The 21,896-nt window shown below is 60.3% G+C and carries 18 protein-coding genes, 2 tRNA genes and 1 pseudogene; 10 read left to right on the top strand and 11 right to left on the bottom strand.

Features of this window, described 5'->3' with window-relative positions:
• Window positions 1–106 precede the first annotated feature (106 nt).
• The 3 genes from gltB to LKE65_RS07050 form a co-directional block, all read right to left on the bottom strand.
• Window positions 107–4,663 (bottom strand): glutamate synthase large subunit, encoded by a 4,557-nt coding sequence (gene gltB / locus LKE65_RS07060; RefSeq protein ID WP_278740839.1) that lies wholly within the window; start codon window positions 4,661–4,663, stop codon window positions 107–109.
• Entirely contained in the window at window positions 4,663–6,108 is a 1,446-nt protein-coding gene (locus LKE65_RS07055; protein ID WP_086645657.1) for an NAD(P)-dependent oxidoreductase, read from the bottom strand. Before LKE65_RS07055 ends, gltB begins: the two co-directional genes overlap by 1 nt.
• A gap of 198 nt (window positions 6,109–6,306) precedes the next feature.
• On the bottom strand, window positions 6,307–7,263 hold the full coding sequence (locus tag LKE65_RS07050; RefSeq protein WP_278740838.1) for a complex I NDUFA9 subunit family protein: 957 nt from the start codon (window positions 7,261–7,263) through the stop codon (window positions 6,307–6,309).
• Between the two features lie 189 nt (window positions 7,264–7,452).
• On the opposite strand from LKE65_RS07050, the gene LKE65_RS07045 reads away from it, so the two are divergent.
• Window positions 7,453–7,539 (top strand) — tRNA-Leu (locus LKE65_RS07045).
• Window positions 7,540–7,718: 179 nt separating this feature from the next.
• Here the strand turns inward: LKE65_RS07045 and LKE65_RS07040 are convergent.
• Window positions 7,719–8,633 (bottom strand): N-acetylmuramoyl-L-alanine amidase family protein, encoded by a 915-nt coding sequence (locus LKE65_RS07040; protein ID WP_408744090.1) that lies wholly within the window; start codon window positions 8,631–8,633, stop codon window positions 7,719–7,721.
• Between the two features lie 489 nt (window positions 8,634–9,122).
• On the opposite strand from LKE65_RS07040, the gene LKE65_RS07035 reads away from it, so the two are divergent.
• The 8 genes from LKE65_RS07035 to LKE65_RS07000 all read left to right on the top strand — a co-directional run bounded on the left by LKE65_RS07035 (window position 9,123) and on the right by LKE65_RS07000 (window position 16,396).
• Complete coding sequence (locus LKE65_RS07035; RefSeq protein WP_278740836.1) at window positions 9,123–11,888, top strand: Rne/Rng family ribonuclease; 2,766 nt, start codon at window positions 9,123–9,125, stop codon at window positions 11,886–11,888.
• A gap of 128 nt (window positions 11,889–12,016) precedes the next feature.
• Window positions 12,017–12,742 carry an ATP phosphoribosyltransferase gene (gene hisG / locus LKE65_RS07030; RefSeq protein WP_086645659.1) on the top strand — a complete coding sequence of 242 codons (726 nt, stop codon included), beginning with the start codon at window positions 12,017–12,019 and terminating at the stop codon, window positions 12,740–12,742.
• A gap of 22 nt (window positions 12,743–12,764) precedes the next feature.
• The gene (gene hisD / locus LKE65_RS07025) at window positions 12,765–14,078 is read left to right on the top strand and encodes a histidinol dehydrogenase (RefSeq protein ID WP_278740835.1); all 1,314 of its coding nucleotides are present in this window, start codon (window positions 12,765–12,767) and stop codon (window positions 14,076–14,078) included.
• A 69-nt stretch (window positions 14,079–14,147) separates the two neighbouring features.
• Window positions 14,148–14,366: a translation initiation factor IF-1 gene (infA, locus tag LKE65_RS07020; RefSeq protein WP_003623225.1), complete on the top strand. Its 219-nt coding sequence runs from the start codon at window positions 14,148–14,150 to the stop codon at window positions 14,364–14,366.
• 2 nt (window positions 14,367–14,368) lie between these two features.
• Window positions 14,369–15,001 (top strand): Maf family protein, encoded by a 633-nt coding sequence (locus tag LKE65_RS07015; protein WP_278740834.1) that lies wholly within the window; start codon window positions 14,369–14,371, stop codon window positions 14,999–15,001.
• Window positions 14,998–16,083 (top strand): ribonuclease E/G, encoded by a 1,086-nt coding sequence (locus LKE65_RS07010; RefSeq protein WP_278740833.1) that lies wholly within the window; start codon window positions 14,998–15,000, stop codon window positions 16,081–16,083. Before LKE65_RS07015 ends, LKE65_RS07010 begins: the two co-directional genes overlap by 4 nt.
• Window positions 16,080–16,265, top strand: coding sequence for a DNA gyrase inhibitor YacG (locus tag LKE65_RS07005; protein ID WP_408744089.1), 186 nt, complete (start codon window positions 16,080–16,082; stop codon window positions 16,263–16,265). The genes LKE65_RS07010 and LKE65_RS07005 overlap by 4 nt, the downstream gene beginning before the upstream one ends.
• 55 nt (window positions 16,266–16,320) lie before the next feature.
• Window positions 16,321–16,396 (top strand) — tRNA-Phe (locus tag LKE65_RS07000).
• A 139-nt stretch (window positions 16,397–16,535) separates the two neighbouring features.
• Here the strand turns inward: LKE65_RS07000 and LKE65_RS13545 are convergent.
• Window positions 16,536–17,075, bottom strand: a pseudogene (locus LKE65_RS13545) (tyrosine-type recombinase/integrase); the annotation flags it as partial.
• Between the two features lie 99 nt (window positions 17,076–17,174).
• Between LKE65_RS13545 and LKE65_RS06995 the strand changes: the two are divergent.
• Entirely contained in the window at window positions 17,175–17,492 is a 318-nt protein-coding gene (locus tag LKE65_RS06995) for a hypothetical protein (protein WP_278740831.1), read from the top strand.
• Window positions 17,493–17,521: 29 nt separating this feature from the next.
• On the opposite strand, the gene LKE65_RS06990 is transcribed toward LKE65_RS06995, so the two are convergent.
• The 6 genes from LKE65_RS06990 to LKE65_RS06965 form a co-directional block, all read right to left on the bottom strand.
• A complete protein-coding gene (locus tag LKE65_RS06990) occupies window positions 17,522–17,800 on the bottom strand; it encodes a helix-turn-helix transcriptional regulator (protein ID WP_048853811.1) in 279 nt (92 codons plus the stop codon).
• Complete coding sequence (locus LKE65_RS06985; RefSeq protein ID WP_278740830.1) at window positions 17,797–18,921, bottom strand: phage portal protein; 1,125 nt, start codon at window positions 18,919–18,921, stop codon at window positions 17,797–17,799. The genes LKE65_RS06990 and LKE65_RS06985 overlap by 4 nt, the downstream gene beginning before the upstream one ends.
• Window positions 18,918–19,454, bottom strand: coding sequence for an HK97 family phage prohead protease (locus tag LKE65_RS06980; protein WP_278740829.1), 537 nt, complete (start codon window positions 19,452–19,454; stop codon window positions 18,918–18,920). Before LKE65_RS06980 ends, LKE65_RS06985 begins: the two co-directional genes overlap by 4 nt.
• Complete coding sequence (locus LKE65_RS06975) at window positions 19,451–20,743, bottom strand: phage major capsid protein (RefSeq protein ID WP_278740828.1); 1,293 nt, start codon at window positions 20,741–20,743, stop codon at window positions 19,451–19,453. The genes LKE65_RS06980 and LKE65_RS06975 overlap by 4 nt, the downstream gene beginning before the upstream one ends.
• Window positions 20,740–21,306, bottom strand: coding sequence for a hypothetical protein (locus LKE65_RS06970; RefSeq protein ID WP_278740827.1), 567 nt, complete (start codon window positions 21,304–21,306; stop codon window positions 20,740–20,742). Before LKE65_RS06970 ends, LKE65_RS06975 begins: the two co-directional genes overlap by 4 nt.
• A 78-nt stretch (window positions 21,307–21,384) precedes the next feature.
• A complete protein-coding gene (locus LKE65_RS06965; protein ID WP_278740826.1) occupies window positions 21,385–21,864 on the bottom strand; it encodes a hypothetical protein in 480 nt (159 codons plus the stop codon).
• Window positions 21,865–21,896 lie beyond the last annotated feature (32 nt).

The following is a 21,896-nucleotide window of genomic DNA, read 5'->3' as shown; positions in this document are numbered from 1 at the left end:
AGAGGCGAGAGCCCTTGCATGCAAAGACAAGGCACCAGAACGGCAAAACGGGCGAGAGCCATAAGCCCCCGCCCGTTTTGTGCACGCATGCCCTGTTAAGGCTGGTTCAGGCCGATTTGGCCTGTTCTGCGCCTTCAACATCAAAGCCGATGATTCTGGCGTAGTCGCGGGGCACAATCTGCCAGAACTGGGGCAGAACCTCGTCCCACTTATGCAGCAGCATGGAGGCGTAGGCCGAGCCGGTTTCCTCCACATGGCGTTCCACCAGAGCACGCAGGCTTTCGGCCCATTTGGGGTCGGTTACACGCGACCACAGCAGAGCTTCGGGGTTGATGCGCTTGGTAAAGCCCCCATTGCTGTCCAGCACAAAGGCCATGCCGCCGGTAAAGCCTGCGCCAAAGTTGTCGCCCACTTCACCCAGCACCACAACGGTACCACCGGTCATGTATTCGCAGCAGTTGGAACCGCAGCCTTCAATAACCGCTGTCGCGCCAGAGTTACGCACGGCAAAGCGTTCACCAGCCTGCCCTGCGGCATACAGTTCACCCGCTGTAGCGCCGTAAAGCACCGTGTTGCCAATAATGGCGTTCTGGTTGGACACAAGCGTAGAGGACGGAGACGGGCGAACCGTAATGGTCGCGCCCGAAAGGCCCTTACCCACGTAATCGTTTGCATCGCCCAGCACTTCCAGCTTGAGGCCCTGCACCGCAAACGCCCCAAGGGACTGCCCGGCCGAGCCGCGCAGGCGCACGGTCAGGTGGCCCGGAGCCAGCGTTTTCATGCCGAACTGACGCACGATGAGGGAGGAAATGCGCGTGCCAATGGCGCGCTGGGTGTTCTGCACATTGTAGTGCAGCTGCATTTTCTCACCATGGTCAAACAGCGGACGGGCATCGTTGATCATCTGCGCGTCCAGCGTATCGGGCACCTCGTTACGGCCTTCAAGCGTGCAGTAACGGGCAAACGGCCCCGGGTCTGCCTGCGAAAGCAGGGAGTTCAGGTCCAGATCGTCCAGATAATCCGCCCCGCGGGAAACCTGACGCAGCAGGTCCGTGCGGCCGATAATCTCGTTCAGCGTACGGAAGCCAAGGGAGGCCAGAATGTTCCGCACATCCTCCGCAATGAAGGAGAACAGGTTGATCACCTTTTCCGGCGTGCCTTCAAACTTGGCGCGCATGGCCGGGTCCTGCGAGCACACGCCAACCGGGCAGGTGTTGGAGTGGCACTGGCGCACCATAATGCAGCCCATGGCCACAAGGCTGGCCGTGCCAATACCAAACTCTTCCGCACCCAGCATGGCGGCGATCACCACATCACGCCCGGTCTTGATGCCACCATCGGCACGCAGGCGCACGCGGTGGCGCAGGCGGTTGAGCATGAGAACCTGATGCGTTTCCGCCAGCCCCAGCTCCCACGGCAGACCCGCGTATTTGATGGAGCTGACCGGGCTTGCCCCCGTACCACCGGAATGGCCGGAAATAAGAATGGCATCGGCCTTGGCCTTGGCCACACCCGCGGCAATGGTGCCAATACCCGAACGGGCCACCAGCTTAACGGTTACGCTGGCATCGGGGTTGATCTGCTTGAGGTCATAAATAAGCTGGGCCAGATCCTCGATGGAATAAATATCGTGGTGCGGCGGCGGGGAGATCAGCGTAACCCCCGGCGTTGCATGGCGCAGCTTGGCAATAAGCTCGGTGACCTTGAAGCCGGGCAACTGCCCGCCCTCACCTGGCTTGGCTCCCTGGGCCACCTTGATTTCCAGCTCGCGGCAGTCGTTCAGATACTGCGCGGTCACCCCAAAGCGGCCAGACGCCACCTGTTTGATGGCGGAGGATGCGTTATCCCCATTCGGGCGTGGCTTGGCGCGTGCCGGGTCTTCCCCACCCTCACCGGAATCGGATTTTGCGCCAATCCGGTTCATGGCGATGGAGAGGGTCTCATGCGCTTCAGGGCTGAGTGCGCCGAGCGAAATGGCAGGCGAGATCAGGCGTTTACGCAGCTGCGTAATGCTTTCCACCTCTTCTACCGGAATAGGCGTGCGCCCTTCGCGGAAGTCGAGCAGGTCACGCAGGGCCACGGGCGGCTGGGCACGCACGGCATCGGCATAACGCTGGTAAATGGTAAAGCTGTCTGTTGCCACGGCAGTCTGGAGCATATGGATCAGCCCGCCATCAAATGCGTGCTGCTCCCCACTGCGGCGCAGTTTGTACAGCCCGCCAACCGGCAGGGTGAGCGCGGAAGCCGAACCCCATGCCTGCTCGTGGAAGCTGAGCGCGTTGCGGGCAATACCCGACAGGCCAATACCGGAAATGCGCGAAGGCATACCGGGGAAGAACTCCGCCGTAAGCGCGCGGGACAGGCCCACGGCCTCAAAGTTGCAGCCACCACGGTAGGACGCCACAATGGAAATACCCATTTTGGACATGATCTTGAGTAGACCCTTGTCCACCGCCTTGCGGTAGCGCTCCATGCATTCACGCAGGCTGCGGCTGCCAAACAGGCCACGACGATGGCGGTCTGCAATGCTTTCCTGCGCCAGATACGGGTTAACCGTTGTGGCGCCCACACCAATGGTCACGGCAATGGCATGCACATCCAGCGCCGTGGAGGTGCGCACGTTAAGCGAGGTAAAGGTACGCAGGGACGTCCGCACCAGATGCGTATGCACGGCCCCGGTGGCCAGAATCATGGGGATGGAAGCCCGGTCGGGGGACTGGCCTTCATCCGTCAGGAAGACATGGGTGCAGCCACCCCGCACACTTTCCTCCGCCTCGCGGCGGATGCGGGCAATGGCCTCACGCAGACCGGCCTCACCATCCTTTGCGGGGAAGGTGCAATCAATCACACTGGCGGACGTACCGCAGAAGCCGCGCAGGGCCTCATACTCGCCCGAGGTCAGAACCGGGCTGGGCAGTTGCAGCATGTCGCACTGCTCGGCCGACTGGTCGAGAATGTTGCCAAGGTTACCCAGACGCGTGGCAAGGCTCATCACCCCCGATTCACGCAGGCTGTCGATGGGCGGGTTGGTCACCTGGCTGAACATCTGGCGGAAATAGTGCGACAGGCCACGGTAACGGGGCGACAGCACGGCCAGAGGTGTATCATCCCCCATGGAGCCAATGGCTTCGCTCGCGTCTTCCACCATCGGGTGGAGCAGGGTTTCCAGCTCTTCCAGCGTGGTGCCTACGGCCAGTTGGCGGCGGCGCAGCTCATCGCCCGTGTAGTAAACCGGCTCGGTCACTTCGGAGCGGACAAGATGGCCGATCTTCTGGGTGCGTTTGATCCAGTCAGAAAAATCCTGACGGGAGGACAGCACATCCAGCAGGGCGCTGTTGCCGTAGAGTTTGGCGTCGTCCAGATCCACGCCAATCATCTCGCCCGGGCCAAGGCGACCACGGCTGACAATGGCGTTTTCAGGCACACGCACCATACCGGTTTCCGAACCCACAATCAGCAGGTTATCGGTTGTAACCGTATAGCGCAGCGGGCGCAGGCCGGAGCGGTCCAGCCCGGCCACAACCCAGCGGCCATCGGTCGCGCACAGGGCGGCGGGGCCGTCCCACGGTTCCATAACCGCGTTGCAGTAGGTGAACATATCCCGGTGTTCGGGCTTCATGGCCGCATTGCCGCCCACGCTGGCGGGGATCATCAGCGCCTTGGCTGCGGGCGCATCCCGCCCGGCAAAGGTCAGCAGTTCAAACACGTTATCCAGCGTTGCCGTATCCGACCCGCCGGCCTGCACCAGCGGCTTGATGTCCGCCATCCACGGGTCCAGATCCGGGTGAGACAGCCGTGTTTCGTGGCTTTTCATCCAGTTGATGTTACCCGAAATGGTGTTGATTTCACCATTATGGGCAAGACGGCGGAACGGCTGAGCCAGCTTCCATGTGGGGAAGGTGTTGGTCGAATACCGCTGGTGGTAAATGGCAAAGCGGCTGACAAAACGTTCGTCCAGCAGATCCGGGTAGAACTCGGTCAGATGCTCGGCAAGGAACATGCCCTTATAGATAAGGGAGCGGCAGGAGAGCGAGCAGATATACAGGTCCACCTGCGCCGCAATGGCAGCCTTTTCTATCCGGCGGCGAATAACGTAAAGGTCGCGCTCAAACGCTTCCTCCGTTTTACCCGGCAGGTTGCGGATAAGGATCTGCTCGATTTCGGGGCGGGTTGCATTGGCTTTTTCACCAATGCAGGAGGTGTCGATCGGCACCTGACGCCAGCCGTAAATGCCATAGCCAAAGGCCAGAATCTGGGTTTCGATAATCTGGCGGCACTGTTCCTGCGCCACAAAATCGGTCTTGGGCAAAAACACCTGCCCCACGGCAATGGGGCCATCGCTCGGGCGGTCGCCCGTGCTGGTGATGGCGTCAGCAAAAAACTCCTGCGGGATTTCTACATGAATGCCCGCGCCGTCGCCCGTTTTGCCATCGGCATCAACCGCGCCACGGTGCCAGATGGCTTTAAGCGCGGCAATACCGGCTTCCACCACCTCACGCCGGCGCTTGCCGTCCAGTGCCGCCACAAGGCCCACACCGCAGGAATCGCGTTCGTCCGCCGGGTCATACAGCCCATCCAGCGCCTGTACGTTGGCGTCCCACGCCTTGAGAAACTCTTCACCGCTTTCAGCGGAAACAGTGTGCGAAAACTGTTTCATATCCATTATCCCTGCTCCGCCGTACGAGCCATTGCATCGGCCTTGATCCACTCATGGATGCTCTGGGCGGCTTCCCGCCCGTCCTTGATCGCCCACACGACCAGACTGGCCCCACGCACAATATCCCCTGCCGCAAACACACCGGGCAGCGAGGTCATGAAGCTTTTCTGGTCCACCTTGAGCGTACCCCAGCGCGATGCCGCCAGAGCGGGCTCATCCCACAACTGCGGCAGGGGTTCGGGGTCAAAGCCGAGGGCTGCGATCACCAGATCCGCTTCCAATGTAAAGGAAGACCCTTCCAACGGTTCCACCGACTGGCGGCCCGAAGCATCGGGCAGGCCCAGCTTCATGCGGGATGCGCGCACGCCTGTTACGTGGGTGTCGCCCAGAAAAGCTTCGGGGGCGGCCAGCCATTCAAACTGTACGCCTTCTTCTTCCGCGTTCTTCACCTCACGCGTGGAGCCGGGCATGTTGGCGCGGTCGCGGCGATAGAGGCAGCGCACCGATTTGGCACCCTGGCGGATAGCCGTGCGCACGCAGTCCATGGCCGTGTCACCACCACCCAGCACCACCACGTTTTTACCTGCGGCATCCAGCGCCTGCGCCTCATCAGGCAGGACATCCCCAAGGGAGCGACGGTTGGAGGCGGTCAGGTAATCCAGCGCCTTTTCAATCCCGGCAAGGCCCGCACCGGGGCCACCAATTGCGCGGGACTTGTACACGCCTGTTGCGATCAGCAGCGCATTATGCCGCCCACGCAGTTCAGCAAAGGACAACTCGCCCGGGCCGTTGCCAATACCCTGCCCCAGATGGAAGACAACACCGCCCTCCACCAGCAGTTCATGCCTGCGGGCCACAATGTGCTTTTCAAGCTTGAAGCCGGGAATACCATACACCAGCAGGCCGCCCACGCGGTCATACCGGTCATAGACATGGACCTGATAACCCTGCGCACGCAGCTGGTCTGCCGCGGCCAACCCTGCGGGGCCAGCCCCGACGATCCCTACGGATTCGGCGCGCTCACGCAGGGGGCTGACCGGCTTGACCCAGCCGTTTTCAAACGCCGTGTCCGTTACAAACCGCTCAACCGCGCCAATGGTCACGCTCTCGAACCCCGGTTCGATCACGCAGCTTCCTTCACACAGACGATCCTGCGGGCAGATGCGGCCACAGATTTCGGGGAAGGTGTTGGTAGCGGAGGAAACACCATAAGCCTCCTCCAGCCGGCCCTGCGCCGTGAGCATCAGCCAGTCGGGAATGTTGTTCCCCAGCGGGCAGTGAACAGAGCAGAACGGCACGCCGCACTGCGAGCAGCGGCTAGCCTGTTCGGTGGCCTGTTCTGGCTTAAAGTCGTCGTAAATTTCGTCAAAATCCGTCCGCCGCTCAGCCGCCGTGCGTTTTTGTGGCTGCTTTTGCGGAACGGAGACAAATTTCAGCATCTTGGTTGTCATACGCCATCCCCGGCTAACAAGGGCGCGGCAGACAGTCCTCGCCCCCCCCTAAAATCAAGCAGGAGGGAAAGTGCCTGTTATCCTTCCGGATAAAAAGACAGCATTGCTTACCTATTTTAATTTTAGGCCCGGAATGGCGTTAAATGGCGTATTTTTTATAAAATAATTGGTTCCATTCCGGACCTTTATGAACCCAACCTACCGTTGTGGAACAAAAACCCCGGACCGACCGCCGCCAGCCCTGTACCGTTCCAGATAGAAGGGCACACAGGCCGCCACACTGCGCGGCACAATACCCAGCACCTCGAACCCCGATTCCGTTGGCGGCACAACATTATCCTGCGAGAGCATGAGCAACTGATCGCGCGTGAGCAGCTTGCCGGGCAGGCGCTCCAGCACCGCTGCCTGCAACCGCGCCAGCGCCAGAGGCACACGCATAACGGGCTTGTCACGCTGCGTCTGCTGCAATGCGAACTCGGCAATATCCTGCATGGTCATAATATCTGGCCCGCCAAGCAGCCATTCCCGCCCAGCCAGTTCGGGCGTGGTCGCCAATTGCGCCACGGCCTGCGCCACATCCCCCACATAAACAGGCTGCACGCGGGTAGTTGCCCCATAGACCGGCATAAACGGCAGGTAGCGCGCCAGCGTACCAAACAGATTAAAGAATTTGTCTTCCGGCCCAAAAATAACCGAAGGGCGAACAAGGGAGGCATCCGGACGGAACTGCCTGACCAGCTCTTCCCCCGCAGCGCGGCTCCGCCCGTAGGCAGAGGGCGCATCGGCCGAAGCACCAAGGGCGGACATGTGCACATAGCGCGCAACCCCGGCCTCCGCCGCAAGGCGGGCCACGCGCCCCGCCCCTTCCACATTGACCGCCTGCAAGCTCTGCGCGGAGGAGGAGGACAGAACCGCCGCAAGGTTGACCACCACATCCGCCCCGCGCACGACACAGGCTACCGTGCTGTTATCCAGCACCGAGGCATAAAAAGGCGCAACCTGCCCCACCCGCCCCATGGGGCGCAGCAGGGCACCCTGGTCCGGCCTTCGGCTGGCAACACGCACCGTGTACCCGGCCTGCGCCAGACACTGCACAACATACTGGCCAACAAAGCCATTCCCGCCCAGCACGGCCGCAGTCTTGTTCCCACTCATGCCCGCATTCCCTTGCTTCAGTCTCTTGCGCTTCACGCAATACATGCACTGTGTTGCATTCGCTCCCAACAGGCCAGAGGAGGGGCCGACACAAATTCGTCAAAAAAAATCATTTTACCTGTTGACGGTAGCATGCGTGCGGGGTAAATGCCTCTTCACCAGCCCGGAACACTCCGGGTTGCCATTTGAGCCCAGATGGCGGAATTGGTAGACGCGCAGGTTTCAGGTACCTGTGACCGAAAGGTTGTGGAAGTTCGAGTCTTCTTCTGGGCACCAAATTCTCCCCCGGGAATTTGTCAAGCAAAGCAGCCCCCGCAAGGGGGCTTCTGCTTTTCTGGCCTCCCGCTTTACTCTCCCCTTTTCAAAAATACTGATGCCCTGTGCGCAAGCCGCCAGCATTTTGGCAGCAAGCTATTCCTAGCCACCCCGGCAACAGCACACACCCCAAAATAGTTTCAGCCTGCCAGCCCCGCACCAGCAGAGGCAAAATACAGGTTAACGGCATGGCACATGGCCCCTGCCACCATAGCCCTGTGCCCTGCCTGCCGCAGAGCCGCCTCATCCAGCCTGTTGGACATAAAGCCCATTTCCACCAGAACCGAGGGAATCTGTGCGGATTTAAGCACCGCAAATGCCGCATGGCGGTGCGGGTGCGTTAAAAGCTGCACGCGGGACTGAAAAGCAGACACCACCGCCTGCGCCATATGCGAGGACCCCTTGCGGGTTTCCTCCGTTACCAGACTGGCCAGAATACGCTGCACCTCGGGCGAAGCTCCGTGCACCATGGGGCCACCAAAGCGGTCTGCACTATTTTCTGTACGGGCCAGATCTGCCGTCTGGCTGTCCGATGCCCCGTGGGCGTGGGTGTACACGCTCGCCCCACGCACACTGGCATTATGCAGCGCATCTGCATGCATGGACACAAAAAGAGACGCCCCGTGCTGCTGGGCCATATCCACCCGCCCGTCCAGCGGAATAAAGTGGTCACTCGAGCGCGTAAGGGCTACGCGGTAGCGCCCCGTTGCCAGCAACTGCCGCGCCAATTCCTGCGCTGCGGCCTCGGCCACGTGCTTTTCATAGGTACCGGAAAAACCAATGGCACCGGGGTCTTTGCCCCCATGCCCCGGGTCCAGCATGACCAGCGGCTTGGGTGGCTGGGCGCGCCCGACCACGGCAGGCGCATGCACCGCCGCAGTATGGTGCGCCGTACGCGCACTGGCTGGAGCCAGAGAACTGGCCACAATACCAGCCCCCACCGCCCCGCCTGCCGCAGTGGTCAGGAAGGTTCTGCGCGGCACGGACAGGCTCTGCGGTGCAGGGAGCAGCAGGTGCGTATCCGACCAAACGTGGTCCGGCCTGTGCGGTGCCATCAAGCGCGCCTTTATCCTTGGGTTATCTGGCGGACACTGTGCCCGAAAAATGGCAAAAAAATAACCACCCATTTACACCCCAAAGCCTTTATTACGAATAGCTTGCAGTCTTGCTGTATTTGGGTCATGCTTAATGTGCATGGCATCTGGGCATTAGTGTACCTGCCGTGCACCCTGCTTGTAGCCTTTTGGGCGTTGTGTTTGCGCGGCATGCCCCGCCACCACCCAGCACCCGGAAGCCGAGCAAAGTGATGATTGAAGGATACACGACCATAGCTCGCCCCATTGCCCTGAGTATCTCGGCCAGACCACAGGCACCAGCATGCCTGCCGGGTACTGGCGCGCGGCTGCCAGCGGGCGTTGGGTGCACCTTCGGTTTTCCATTTCACGCCTGTTTATACCCGCTGGAAGCGCCCCTGCTCCGTGCTGCGCCACGTTGGCAAAAGCACCGCTCAGGCTGGCCACCAGCGCACCGGAGTTTTTCTTTTTATGTCAAAGCGGATGCTGATCGACGCAACACACGCAGAAGAAACGCGTGTTGTTGTGATGGACGGAAATAGACTCGAAGATTATGATGTTGAATCTGCTGCAAAAAAGCAGCTTAAAGGCAATATCTACCTCGCTCGTGTTATTCGTGTAGAACCCAGCCTGCAAGCTGCCTTTGTAGAATATGGCGGCAACCGGCACGGCTTTCTCGCCTTTAGCGAAATTCACCCGGATTATTACCAGATCCCGGTAGCTGACCGCGAAAAACTTCTCGCCCTTCAGGCCGAAGAAGAAACGCTGATGGACGACGCTGGCTCCGATTCCGATGAGGACGAAGCCACCGCCCACAACGCGGATGCCGAAGCGGATGAAACCTCCAGCACCGCCGAGAACGACGGCGCCGAAGGAGATGAAGACCGGCAGGAAACACCCGAATACGTAAGCGGTGAAACCGATACGGGCGAGGAAGCGCTTATTCAGAAGCGGATTGCACGCTTCCTGCGCAACTACCGTATTCAGGAAGTTATCCGCCGCCGTCAGGTTCTGCTGGTGCAGGTCGTCAAGGAAGAACGTGGCAACAAGGGTGCAGCGCTCACCACCTACGTCTCGCTCGCCGGCCGTTACTGCGTGCTCATGCCCAACGCGCTGCGTGGGGGCGGTGTTTCCCGCAAGATTACATCCGTGGCCGACCGCCGCCGCCTGCGCGATATTGTAAGCAGCCTGAACCTGCCGCGCGGCATGGCCATGATCGTGCGCACCGCAGGTGCCCAGCGCCCCGGCCCCGAAATTACGCGCGACTGCGAATACCTGCTCCATCTGTGGGACGACATTCGCGAGCACACGCTCCAGTCCATGGCCCCGGCCCTAATTTATGAGGAAGCCAGCCTAGTCAAACGCGCCATCCGCGATGTGTACACGCGTGATGTGAGCGAGATTGTGGTGGATGGTGAAAGCGGGTGGAAAGCCGCACGCGACTTCATGCGCATGCTCATGCCCCAGCACGCCGAAAAAGTGCGCCTGTGGAGCAAGGAGCATCAGCCGCTCTTCACCCACTACCATGTGGAAGGGCACCTGGATGCCATGTTCTCCCCTGTGGTGGCGCTGCGCTCGGGTGGGTATCTGGTCATCAACCAGACCGAAGCACTCGTCGCCATTGACGTGAACTCCGGCAAGGCCACCAGCCAGCGCAATATTGAAGAAACCGCCTTCCGCACCAATCAGGAAGCAGCGGACGAAGTGGCCCGCCAGCTCCGCCTGCGCGATCTGGCCGGGTTGATTGTCATTGACTTTATTGACATGGAATCCCGCCGCCATAACGCCACCATCGAGCGCCGCCTGAAGGACGCCCTGCGCCACGACCGCGCCCGTATCCAGATCGGCTCCATATCGCATTTTGGCCTGCTGGAAATGTCCCGCCAGAGGCTGCGCCCGTCTGTGGCAGAAGCGGCCTTTACGGTCTGCCCGCACTGCAACGGCACCGGCATGACCCGCAGCGTGGAAAGCTCCGCCCTGCACGTGCTGCGCTCCGTGGAAGAGGAAGGCGCACGCCGCCGCGCTGGCGCCATTACGGTGCATGTGGCGGCCGAGATTGCCTTCTACATCCTCAACAACAAGCGTGACTGGCTGGCCAATATTGAGCAGCGCCACCAGATGGAAGTGCTGTTCTCGCCCGACAACACACTTCCCGCGCCGGAAATCCGCATCGAACGCCGCTCCCCGGCCCGCCCCATGGCAGCCGCACAGCAGCACGCGCTGCCTCCGGTTGAAAATGTGGATGTGGATGTTCCCTCATCCGCTCCCGCAGCCACACCTTCCAACCCCACCCCAGACACGGCAGAAGCCGCCACAGGGGATGAGGAACCACGCCGCCGCCGCCGTCGCCGTCGTCGCCGTGGCGGGAATGGCAACGGTAATGCGCAGGGCCAGAATGGTATGCCCGCTTCCGCCGAAACGGACGCGGAAGACACCGAGGAACCCGCAGCAAACGAGGCCGCTCCAAGTGCCCCCGCACAGCAGCAGGGCGCCGATGGGCAGCACCTTGTTCCCGGTCGCCGCCGCACACGCCACTCCCGCGTGCAGCGTCAGGCTCCCGAATCGGGGGCAGAACAGCGCGTGACCATAGAGGAAGGCCCCGCTCCCCGCCCGCAACGCGCGGTCTGGACCGGGCCAACCCCTGCCAACCCGTTTGGCGATGGGCCGGATATTTTTGAACTGCTGGAAAACAGTGCGCAGGCCAAGCCCGCCCCTGCCCCCGCAGCCAGAGAACCCGCCCGCAAGGATGTGGTGGCCGAAGCCGCACCAGCCCCGCAGGCAGACGCACAGGTTGAGGAGCAGGAGGCCCCCAAAAAGCCAACCCGCCGCCGCGCCACGCGCAAACCTGCTTCCGCCAAGGCCGAGGCACCGGCGGATACGGCAGACGCACCGGCAGAACCCAAGGCAGCAGCCCCAGCGGCCGATGCGGGTGAAACTGCCGAGGCAGCTCCCAAAAAGCCGGCCCGCCGCCGCGCAGCACGCAGCAGAACCGCTGCTGCAAGCACGGAAGCCGAAACGGTGCAGGATACCCCTGCTGCACAGGGCGCGGAGGAGGAGGCCCCAAAAAAGCCAACCCGCCGCCGCACCACGCGCAAAACCAGCGCAGAGGCCGCACCGCAGGCAGACGCCACGACCGCCCCTGTCACAGAGGAAAAAGCCGAACCTCTGGTACAGCCGATCGTGATTGAAGACAGCCCACCCGCTACCCGCCGCCGTACCGGGTGGTGGAAGCGCTAAAACCCGCACTGTCTTTTCCGGGTGGAGGAACGTCTTCCACCCGGAAAACAGGCTGCCGGTTTTTCTTCCCGGCCACCTTGTGCTAGGAGAGCAGGCCGCATTTCAATGCCTTGCCTGCCGGAGTTTGCATGAACCAGCCCTTTCCAGACCCCCAGACCGCCAACGCGCTCGGTGCGGGCCATGACGGGCAGATGGTTCTGGCCCTGCCCAAGGGCCGTATTCTCAAGGCCGTAACCCCCCTTATGGCGGGTACCGGCATGGCCCCTTCGGCCGATTGCCTTGGCGATAGCAGCCGTAAGCTGCGTTTTTCCACCGAAGACCCCGGCGTGGACATCGTGCGCGTTCGCTCGTTTGACGTCGCCACCTTTGTTGCCGCAGGCGGCGCGCAGGTCGGCATTTGCGGCTCTGACGTGCTGATGGAATTTGACTACCCCGAAATTTATGCACCGCTGGACCTTGGCATAGGGGCGTGCCGCATTGCCGTGGCCCAGCCAGCCCACCTGCCGCATGACCCGCAGGAATGGGCCCGCTGGTCGGAAGTTCGGGTGGCGACCAAATACCCCGCCATTACCCGCCGCTTTTTTGCCGCACGCGGTATTAACGCCACCATTGTGCACCTGCACGGTGCGATGGAACTGGCCCCCATGCTTGGCCTGTCCCGCCTGATTGTGGATCTGGTGGATACCGGCTCCACACTGCGGGCCAACGGGCTGAAAGAGGTTGAGACCATTGCACAGGTTTCCAGCCGCCTGATTATCAACCGCACGGCGCTCAAAACCCGCCCTGACCAGATTGACTGCATTCTCTCCCGCTTCCGCACGGCGCTTGCGGGCACCACAACCGCTGCAAAATAATGTGTAAGGCAGATCGGATTCCATGAAACGGCTTAATACGCGTGATGCCGGTTTTGAGAGCGCCTTCAACGCGCTGCTGACCAACCGGGAAGAACAGGGGCAGGAAGTTACAACCCCCGTGGCCAAAATTCTGGCCTCCGTGCGCAAGGAGGGCGACGCCGCCCTGTGCGCCCTGACCGAACGCTTTGACCGCCTGCCCGTAACCCCGGCCACGCTGGCCTTTACAGCGCAGGAAATTGCCGAAGCCACGGCACAGGTCAGCCCCGAACTGCTTGAAGCACTGGACGTGGCGGCCCGGCGGATTGAAAGCTTCCACCAAAAGCAGCTTCCATCCGACATGCGCTACACAGATGCCGAGGGCATGACTCTGGGCATGCGCTGGATTCCACTGGATGCGGCGGGGCTGTATGTACCCGGTGGCAAGGCGGCTTATCCCTCCTCCGTGCTGATGAACGCCATTCCCGCCAAGGTGGCGGGGGTCAGTCGGCTGGCCATGTGCGTGCCAACGCCTGACGGGGTGATCAACCCGCTGGTGCTCGCCGCAGCCGCACGCGCAGGCGTGACCGAAATCTACCGGGTAGGTGGCGCACAGGCCGTTGGGGCCATGGCTTATGGCACCCAGACCATCCGCCCCGTTGACCGCATTGTTGGCCCCGGCAACGCCTATGTGGCCGAAGCCAAGCGGCAGGTCTTTGGCCATGTGGGGATTGATAGCATTGCAGGACCGTCCGATGTGGTGGTCATTGCCGATTCGGGGTCCGACCCGCGTGTGATCGCACTCGACCTGCTGGCGCAGGCCGAGCATGACGAGCTTGCACAGGCCACCCTGATTACCCCCGATTCAGCTTTTGCCGACAAGGTCATTGCGGCTGTGGATGCAGAACTTAAGGTTCTCTCCCGCACGGCCATTGCCAGTGCAAGCTGGGCCCGTAACGGGGCTGTGCTGATCACCCGCGATCTGCTGGAAGCCGTGGAACTGGCCAACCGTCTGGCACCCGAACATCTGGAGCTGATGGTGGATGACCCCGAGGCCCTTTTTGTCCATGTCCGGCACGCGGGAGCCGCATTCCTTGGCCGTTTCTGCCCGGAAGCGGTAGGCGATTACGTGGGGGGGCCAAACCATGTTCTGCCCACATCACGCACCGCGCGCTTTGCCTCTGGCCTGTCGATTTACGACTTCATGAAGCGCACCACTTTCCTTTCCGGCGGGCCGGATGCCCTGCGCCGGATTGGCCCTTCCGCCGTGGCTCTGGCCCATGCCGAAGGGCTGCAAGCCCACGCCCTTAGCGTTTCTGCCCGGCTGGATGCCCTGGCAGAGCAAACACCTAATGCTTGACCGCCAAGCGCCCCTCAACCATATCTGCTGACCAAACTCCCGTCAGTTTCAACATACACGAAGGATGCAATGTCTAAAGAAGACATGATCGAATTTAGCGGCACAGTGACCGAACTGCTGCCTAATGCCATGTTCCGCGTAAAGCTGGACAACGAACACGTTATTCTCGCCCATACCAGCGGCAAGATGCGCAAGAACCGTATTCGCGTTCTGGCGGGTGACCGGGTGAATGTGGAAATGACCCCTTATGACCTGTCCAAAGGTCGTATCACCTTCCGCTTCAAGTAAGCATGACTTCCTCCGGGCAGACACAGGCGGGGCAGGCCACAGCCCCTCTGCTGGTTCTTGCGTCCGCCTCCCCCCGCCGTATTGCTTTGCTGGAACAGATCGGGCTTGTGCCCGACCGCGTTCTGCCTGCCAATATTGACGAAACACCCGCAAAGGGTGAAACGCCAAGGGCCTATGCCCAGCGCGTGGCAACCGAAAAAGCCAGATGCGTTGCCGCAACGCTGGAAGACCCTGCTCTGGTACTGGCAGCCGATACGGTGGTGGCCCTTGGCCGGCGTATTCTGCCCAAGGCCGAAGACCGGGAGAGTGCACGCTTCTGTCTGGAGCGTCTCTCTGGCAGGCGGCACACCGTGCTGACCTGCGTTGTGGTTGCCCCCACAGCCAGCTGGCCCCTTGGGCGGCATGGCGCACGGCTGGTGGAAACCGCCGTAACATTCTCCCGCCTGACACCGTACCAGATTGATGCCCTGCTGGATGCGGGGGACTGGTCTGGCAAAGCGGGCGGGTATGCCCTGCAAGGCCATGCGGCTGGTTTTATCCGGGCTCTGTCCGGGAGTGCCTCGGGTGTTATTGGCCTCCCCTTGTTTGAAACAGGCCAACTCCTGCGCGGGCAACCCGGTGGCTGGCTAGCGTGAGCCTGTTCCTGCGCATTGCCACCTTCCCCGGCGAAATGCGCATTGCCGTTACCAAAAACGACACGTTGCTGGATTTTGCGCTCTGGCGCCCCGCTGCCCCGGACATGGTGGGCAGCGTATACCACGCCCGCATAGAAGCCCTGACCCCAGCCATGGGGGGCGCTTTTGTTGCGCTTGGTGGTAACCAGAGCGGTTTTTTACCCTTGCAGAACAACGCCCCTAAACTAACGGAGGGGCAGGCCGTCACGGTGGAGGTCAGCCGTGCCGCGCAGGGTGGCAAGGGCCTGCGCCTGCGCCTGCTGGCCGCTGACGTAGCCTCAGAGCAAAAGGGGCTTGTAACCCCCGGCCCCACACCACTGGCCCGGCTGGCAGCTTTGTGGCCTACCGCTGCTGTGGTGGTGGACAGCCCGGCAGCAGCAGCCCTTATTCCACCCGCACTCCGTGACCGGCGTGAACCGGGTTTTGCCCCCTACCCCGACTCCATAGCCGCAGCCTGTGATGCGCTGGAGGAACCGCTTGTTGCCCTGCCCGGTGGTATGGAAGCAACCATAACCCCCACCCCTGCCCTGATCGCGATTGATATGGACGCGCCCCCCGCACAAACGGGCCGTACCAAACAGACCGCGCAATTTGCTGCCAACCGCGATGCCCTGCCCGCACTTATGCGCCAGATCCGGCTACGCAACCTGTCTGGGGCCATTCTGATAGACCCGGCGGGCCTTGCCACCCGCAAGCGCCAGGCCTTGCTGGAACCGGTTAATGCCGCGCTCAAGCCAGACCCGCTTAACCCGCGCTGCCTGGGCATTACTGCCCTTGGGCTGATAGAAATTGTGCGTGCCCGTATTTACCCTTCCCTGCCCGAGCAGCTGAACAGCCCGCACGGCCGCGCGCTGCGTGTACTCCGGCATATTCTGGTGCATGCCCCCCAGACAACGCAGATAACGGGTGGAGCAGGCATTATCCGCGCACTGGAGCAGGACCCCGAAGCCGTGGCCGACTGCGCACGCCAGCTTGGCCACAAGCTGAGCCTGCACACAAACCACGCTCTGCCCGATTTGACATGGACTGTTCAGGAATCCTGATGAGCAAAGCCGCCAAATGCCCGATCTGCGGGCAACCCAGCACCCCTGACTACCGCCCCTTCTGCTCCCGCCGCTGTGCGGATGTGGACCTTGGCCGCTGGTTTGGCGGCAACTACCGCATTCCCGGCGAACCTGTTCAGGAACCGGATGGTGAAAAACCTGAAATAAATGATGAAACATGACTTGATCTCTACAGCGAGCTGAGATAAATCCTTTCTCACGCCGCAAGGCTGCGGTGCCCAAGTAGCTCAGTTGGTAGAGCATGCGACTGAAAATCGCAGTGTCACTGGTTCGATCCCGGTCTTGGGCACCATCTCATTTCTTCCCCCTTTAATTTCAATGAGTTTTTGGCGCTTTTCGTCCCACTCTGCATTTTCCGCGTTATTGTGGGACATTTGGTGTCCCTGCATCCGCGCGAACGCACTCGCTGCCAGCCGCTTCTGATCGGCTGCTAACGTGTAGCGTTGAACCTCTTTCAGTGACCGATGCCCGGTGACAGCCGCGATCTCATGGGCGGTGCATCCCAGTTCAGCCAAACGCACTGCGGCTGCTTTGCGTAAGCCGTGTGATGCACAATGTGGCAAGCCTGCTTCATTGCACCAGTCGCGGAAACGATTGCCGAAACTTTCCGCCGTGTATGGTTTGCCATAGGCGTTGAGGATAAAGGTTTCACCTTCCATCGTGCCGGGTGTGGCATCGATTATCCGCAACAGTTCAGGGAAAAGTGGTAGCGTCAGGGTAACGGGCTTCTTTTTACCGTTCTTTACCTGGGTGAATGTCAGGAAACCGTCTCTGGTATCCTTCATCCCAAAGCGCACAACATCACTCCGGCGCTGACCTGTGTAAAGCAACAGGGCCAAGGCCAAACGGGCTTGAGAGCCTACTGGATGCGCCTGTTCAAACTTCTGTATTTCTTCCGGGGTCCAGCTATGAAAGCCTGTTCCCGATGGTGGAATATAAGATACATCCGCCGCCGGATTTTTGCCCAGCATTCCAACCTGAACGCCAAAGGAAAAAAGCTGGCGTAATGCTTTCAGAATACCATTACCGGCCTCTGGTTTACCTTCCTTTGAGTCTCGCAAAGCCAGCACATGCTTGGGCATGATGGTCGCAACCTGAAAAGAACCGCACCGTTCGCACAATCCATCGAGAACACCACGGCGCACGTATTTGGTGCGAGCATCCAGCCGCACGAACATGCCAGAGCTATAGTAACGAACACACAGATCACGGAAACTTCCCGGTATAATGACTTCTTTACTTGGCGCTGGCAGAATTTCTCCCGCCATAGCCATGCGGTATTCTTCGTCAAACTCCGGTGTGCCTGGTATCTGGTGCAGACGCACTTTCCGAAAACCGGGACGGCGCAGATAAACCCGCACATTGCCGTGCCGGTCTGTATCTTCTGATACGTATTTATAGCGCCGCTTTATCTGTATCATTTTCCGACAATCGCATCCCATTCATTTGGCGCTTCCTGCGTTTCCGCCTGTGCGGAATATTGCAGATCAGTGCCGGTCATTTTAGCAGCAGCAGAAACAAGAGCAGGGCGAAACCAAAGGGAAATGGAACCAACCCGAACAGGTCTTGGCACCAGACCTTGCTCCACCATCTTGTCAAAAGTTGTTTCACTTACATCAAAAAACGCAGATGCAGCTTGACGCCTAAGAAAGATTGGCAAAAGTCCCGGCGGCAAATGGTCATATCGCGACTTCACGCTGCATCCTCCTGCTTGGGGTTGTATCCCTCCTGCTCGCGTATTTCATCCACAGTCAGGATTTGGTTCTGAATGGCAATGCCATAGGACTGCCAGCGGGTGGCGTAGTCACCACGCATCAGGCTGGACAGATCTATGTGCATCTCGAACGGGCTGGACGCACCAAACACCGAGCGCTTGAACTCCGCCTCTATCTTGCGCGCCCACGGCAGCAGCGTGTTGGTGGCGAACCACAGGCTGGCCTGTGCTGCGTTCGTAAACGTGTTGTTGCTGTAGTCCTGCACGATCGGCGGTGGAACGCCATAGACCCGGCAAAGCTCCTGCACGCTGAACTTGCGGCTTTCCAGCGCTTCTGCATCCTCTGGGCTGATGCCGATGGATTGCCACTTCATGCCGTTGGACATGACCATGACCTGGCGAGCATTGCCGGTGCCGGAGAACTTGCTCCGCACTTCCTCTTTCAGGTCTTTTATGGCGTCATTACCGGGGCGGGCTGTCTCGAAAGTGATGATGCCGCTAGGCGTGGCCTGATTTTGCCACATGGACAGGCTGTAATCCTGCAACGCGGCCGCACCCATATGCACATCCCTTGCCCTGCTCAAACGACTGCGGCCGACAAGTCCATCGTCCGAACGGTCGCGCAGGTGGAATACCTCATCGTCCAGATAAGTGCGTGTTATGCCCTGCCATGCAACCACGGTGTAACGCAGGCGACCGGATGCCAGCCGGTCTACCTGGACGCATTGCCACGGAACGGGTGTTAGGCCAGACGGACGCCCTGCCCCGTCATAATCCACCACAAGCACCGCATTGCCAGACAGCAGCACGCTGCCCATGACCCATTCCACCAGATCGGGCCATGTCTGGGTGCGGTTGGGCTGACGTATCAGCCGCGCCACGGGGTGACTGGGGGCTTCCGTGCGGGTGTTACCGGACGTGTTGTAAACAAACACGTCCAGCGACCCTATGCCGCTGCCAATGGCGTTGACGCAGGCCAGAACGGTTGACAGCCCTTCTGGATTGCCGGGACCACGTGGGAACCACAGGCTGGGCATGACGGGTTCGGCGGCAACGCTATCGCGCTTTTCGGAGCGGCTAAAGAGACGGTCAAGAAAGCTCATCTGAGCGTCTCCAGAAAGCGCAAGCGTTGCGCTGGGGTCATGCCCGCCCGACGACTTCGGGCGGAAACACTGGTGTCACCGTAGGCAGGAAACGCCTGCACGACACTGATTTCCACCAGATCGACCTCAAGCAGTTCCCGCTTGTCTGTCCCGCTCCACTCGTCCTTCTGCACCCGAAAGCCAAAGGACATGCCGCCCAGGTCGCGTCGCTCCGCCAGTGCGAGAACGTCATGACCAAGCTGGGTGTCTGGCACGGCAAGCTCAAAATGCAGGCCGTAAGTGTCCTCCCGCAGTTTGAGGGAGCCGGATGCCGTGCGGCCCAGCAGCCGGGTCGGGTCATGATCGACCAAAGCCAAAATATCCGGCTTTGAGTAAAGCGAGTTAGCAAACGCGCCGGAACGGATGCTTTCGGAAAAATTCCCAATAGGAGCCGAAACACCGAACACGGCGGCATAGCCTTCCAGTTTGCGACCGGCAGCGCGGAATTCCACGCTGCACGAACGCCTTTCCACGAAGCTGGTCACGCGGGTCATGGGGTGATGCCTGTCAGGGTCAGCAGGGTCTGGGGCCGCACGACCAGAACGTCCGCCCGCATCCACGCCACGAAGCCGATTTGGCCGTTTTCGGCGTAGATTTCGTTCAGCACCGAGATTTGCAGACTTGTCCGCATACCCACGTAGACTTGGCTAAAATCGCCCATGACAATGGTGCTGGCGTTATTGCCCGCGCCCTGGTCAACAGGAACTGACGTGGTGGTCAGGCGCGGAATGGAGGAAACGTCAGCCGGGGCGGAAAGCGGGTTGCCGTTGGCATCCTTGAAACCGCGAATTGCCCGGTTGGTGCGCGGCGCCATAATCATGGCCGACACCTTGCCCGCGTTCACGTTTTCCAGATCAAGAACGCCGTCAAGGATTGGGTCCCAATTGCTCAGCTTGCCGGTAAGAGCTGCTGTCTGGACGCCTGCCGTGTTGACAATGCCGGTCGGACTGTTAGCCGTGCCGTCACCAAACAGAATGGCTTGGTCCAGCGCCAGCGCGCCCGATGCTGCAAAAGCCGTGCGGATGATGCTATCCACATTCTGCCCATCTTCGAGCAGTTCGCGGCTGATCTTGCAGCGTAACGCCCATGACTTGGCGGTCATTTTGACCTGGCCAAAGGTGCTTTCGTCCTCGGCAATGGCCGCATTTTCTGCACGCCATGCACCCACGGGCGTTTTGGTCAGGCGTCCAAAGGTAAGGCTTTGGCTGGACATGGGAACCGTGCGGCACCCTGCCCGAAAGGACACCGTGGCAGCGCGCAGTTCATCAAGAACGCCTGCTGCAACCGGCACCGGCACCAATGCACCGCCGGAACCAATGGAGCTTTCGGACATGACCCGGCGTTCCAGTTCGGTCTGCGGCCCACGATAGAGTGCGCGCAGGAAGCCACCGAGGCCAAGCTCCTGTGCCCGGCTTTCCGTGTCAGGCAGGAAGCTGGCAAGGTTATGCCGGGCTTCCAGAACCGGGACGCTCTGCCCGTCCTGGCTACGCAGGAACAGGCCGTCAAAGCCTTCGGGTGTTTGTGCTGGCAGATCGAACCCGGCCACCCGGATTTCCGGTTGGGTGGGTGCGCCGCCGCCTACGCGGTCAGCCGGGGCTGTGCGGTCCAGTTCGTCAATCTGTGTCTGGCGAGCCATACGGGCTTCCAGTGTGGTCAGTTCGCTGGAGAGTTCCGTCCAGCGGTTTTGTGCTTCCGCTGGCAGAGCGTCCGGGTTTGCCATGTTCAGGGCGCGTAGTTCGGTCGCAATTTCTGCTTTGCGGGCCTGCATTTCTCGTAATGTCATGATTTTTGAACTTCCTTCACTACGTCATAAGCGTAGTCAGGTGCAGCGTCTGTGCTTTTCAAATGCACAGGCGCAATGACCCCTTGATCGATAAGTTGCTGAAAGACTGCCCGAATATCTTCAAGGTGCCCGTCAACGGCGATGGAGATTGTAGAGCGGGCCATTTCGCGGTCTGCTTTAGGTGGATTGCGGTCAAAATCCACAAGGTTGCCGTTTTCATCCTCAAAAATTGGGATGCCTGCTGGATAACTGAGATTGCAGGGGAACCTGACTTCGACCAGTCTCAGGCCACGAGGCGCGGGAGAGTTGGCCCATGTCCTGACATGGCAAGCCATATCTCCAGCCCATTTATGATCAAATCCTGTGCCGCTCAGATGAAAAAACACCCGCAGCCCAAGAATATCGACCTCACTGAAAATCCGTCTGCTTCCGGGAACAGTAAAAGGGGCGCAGCGGTAGAGCCCTTTTGAGATTGCCTCGTTGATAGCAAGCTGTGACGTGCGGTTAATGGCTGCGGCAACCCTCACCGGCACTTGAGGAATTGGTAGGAGTTTTTTTGTCATGTGATACGAAACCTTAAAACCTATGGAAATCACCCACAGGTGTTATGGCGTAAACTAAATGTTTTTGTCCATAGGTTTTTACGCAATCGTCGGGCAAAGTTCGGCAAGGTTGTCTTTGGGGCCAAGGGCAATTAGCTCCTGCATAATGTTGCCGATCATCGCTATGTCCCAGTTTCCGCTGTCTCTGGACAGGTAATTGCCCCTATCCCACGCAGCAAAGGCGCGTGCTTTTGCGATAAATCCCTTTAAGGTGGTGGCTTTTATCGCCTCTATTTGATCGAATATTTTGCGTTCCTGTTCGTAGAGAGCTTCCAGCTTTGGCTCTACGGCTTTTTCCTGCTCAAAGGTTTCGCAAGTTGCGTGCACTGCATTCACTGCGAATTCCATCCTGATGAATTCTTCGCACAGCGCTATAAGCCGCTCCTCAGATGTGGGGAGCGACTTCGCTTTGGGTGCTGCGGTCAGGGTTTCGGGTTTGGCCAGTCCGGCGGCGGCGATGCCTGCCAGCGCGGTGGCTCCGAGTGCGGGGAAAATTTCACGGCGAGACAATGAGCGCATGACGTGCGGCTCCTGTAGCAAGATTGCCGGAG

The organism is Acetobacter fabarum (genome assembly GCF_022483405.1).
Lineage (GTDB): Bacteria > Pseudomonadota > Alphaproteobacteria > Acetobacterales > Acetobacteraceae > Acetobacter > Acetobacter fabarum.
Note: the sequence above shows the minus strand (reverse complement) of the source record. Positions and strands in the feature narration are given on the sequence as shown.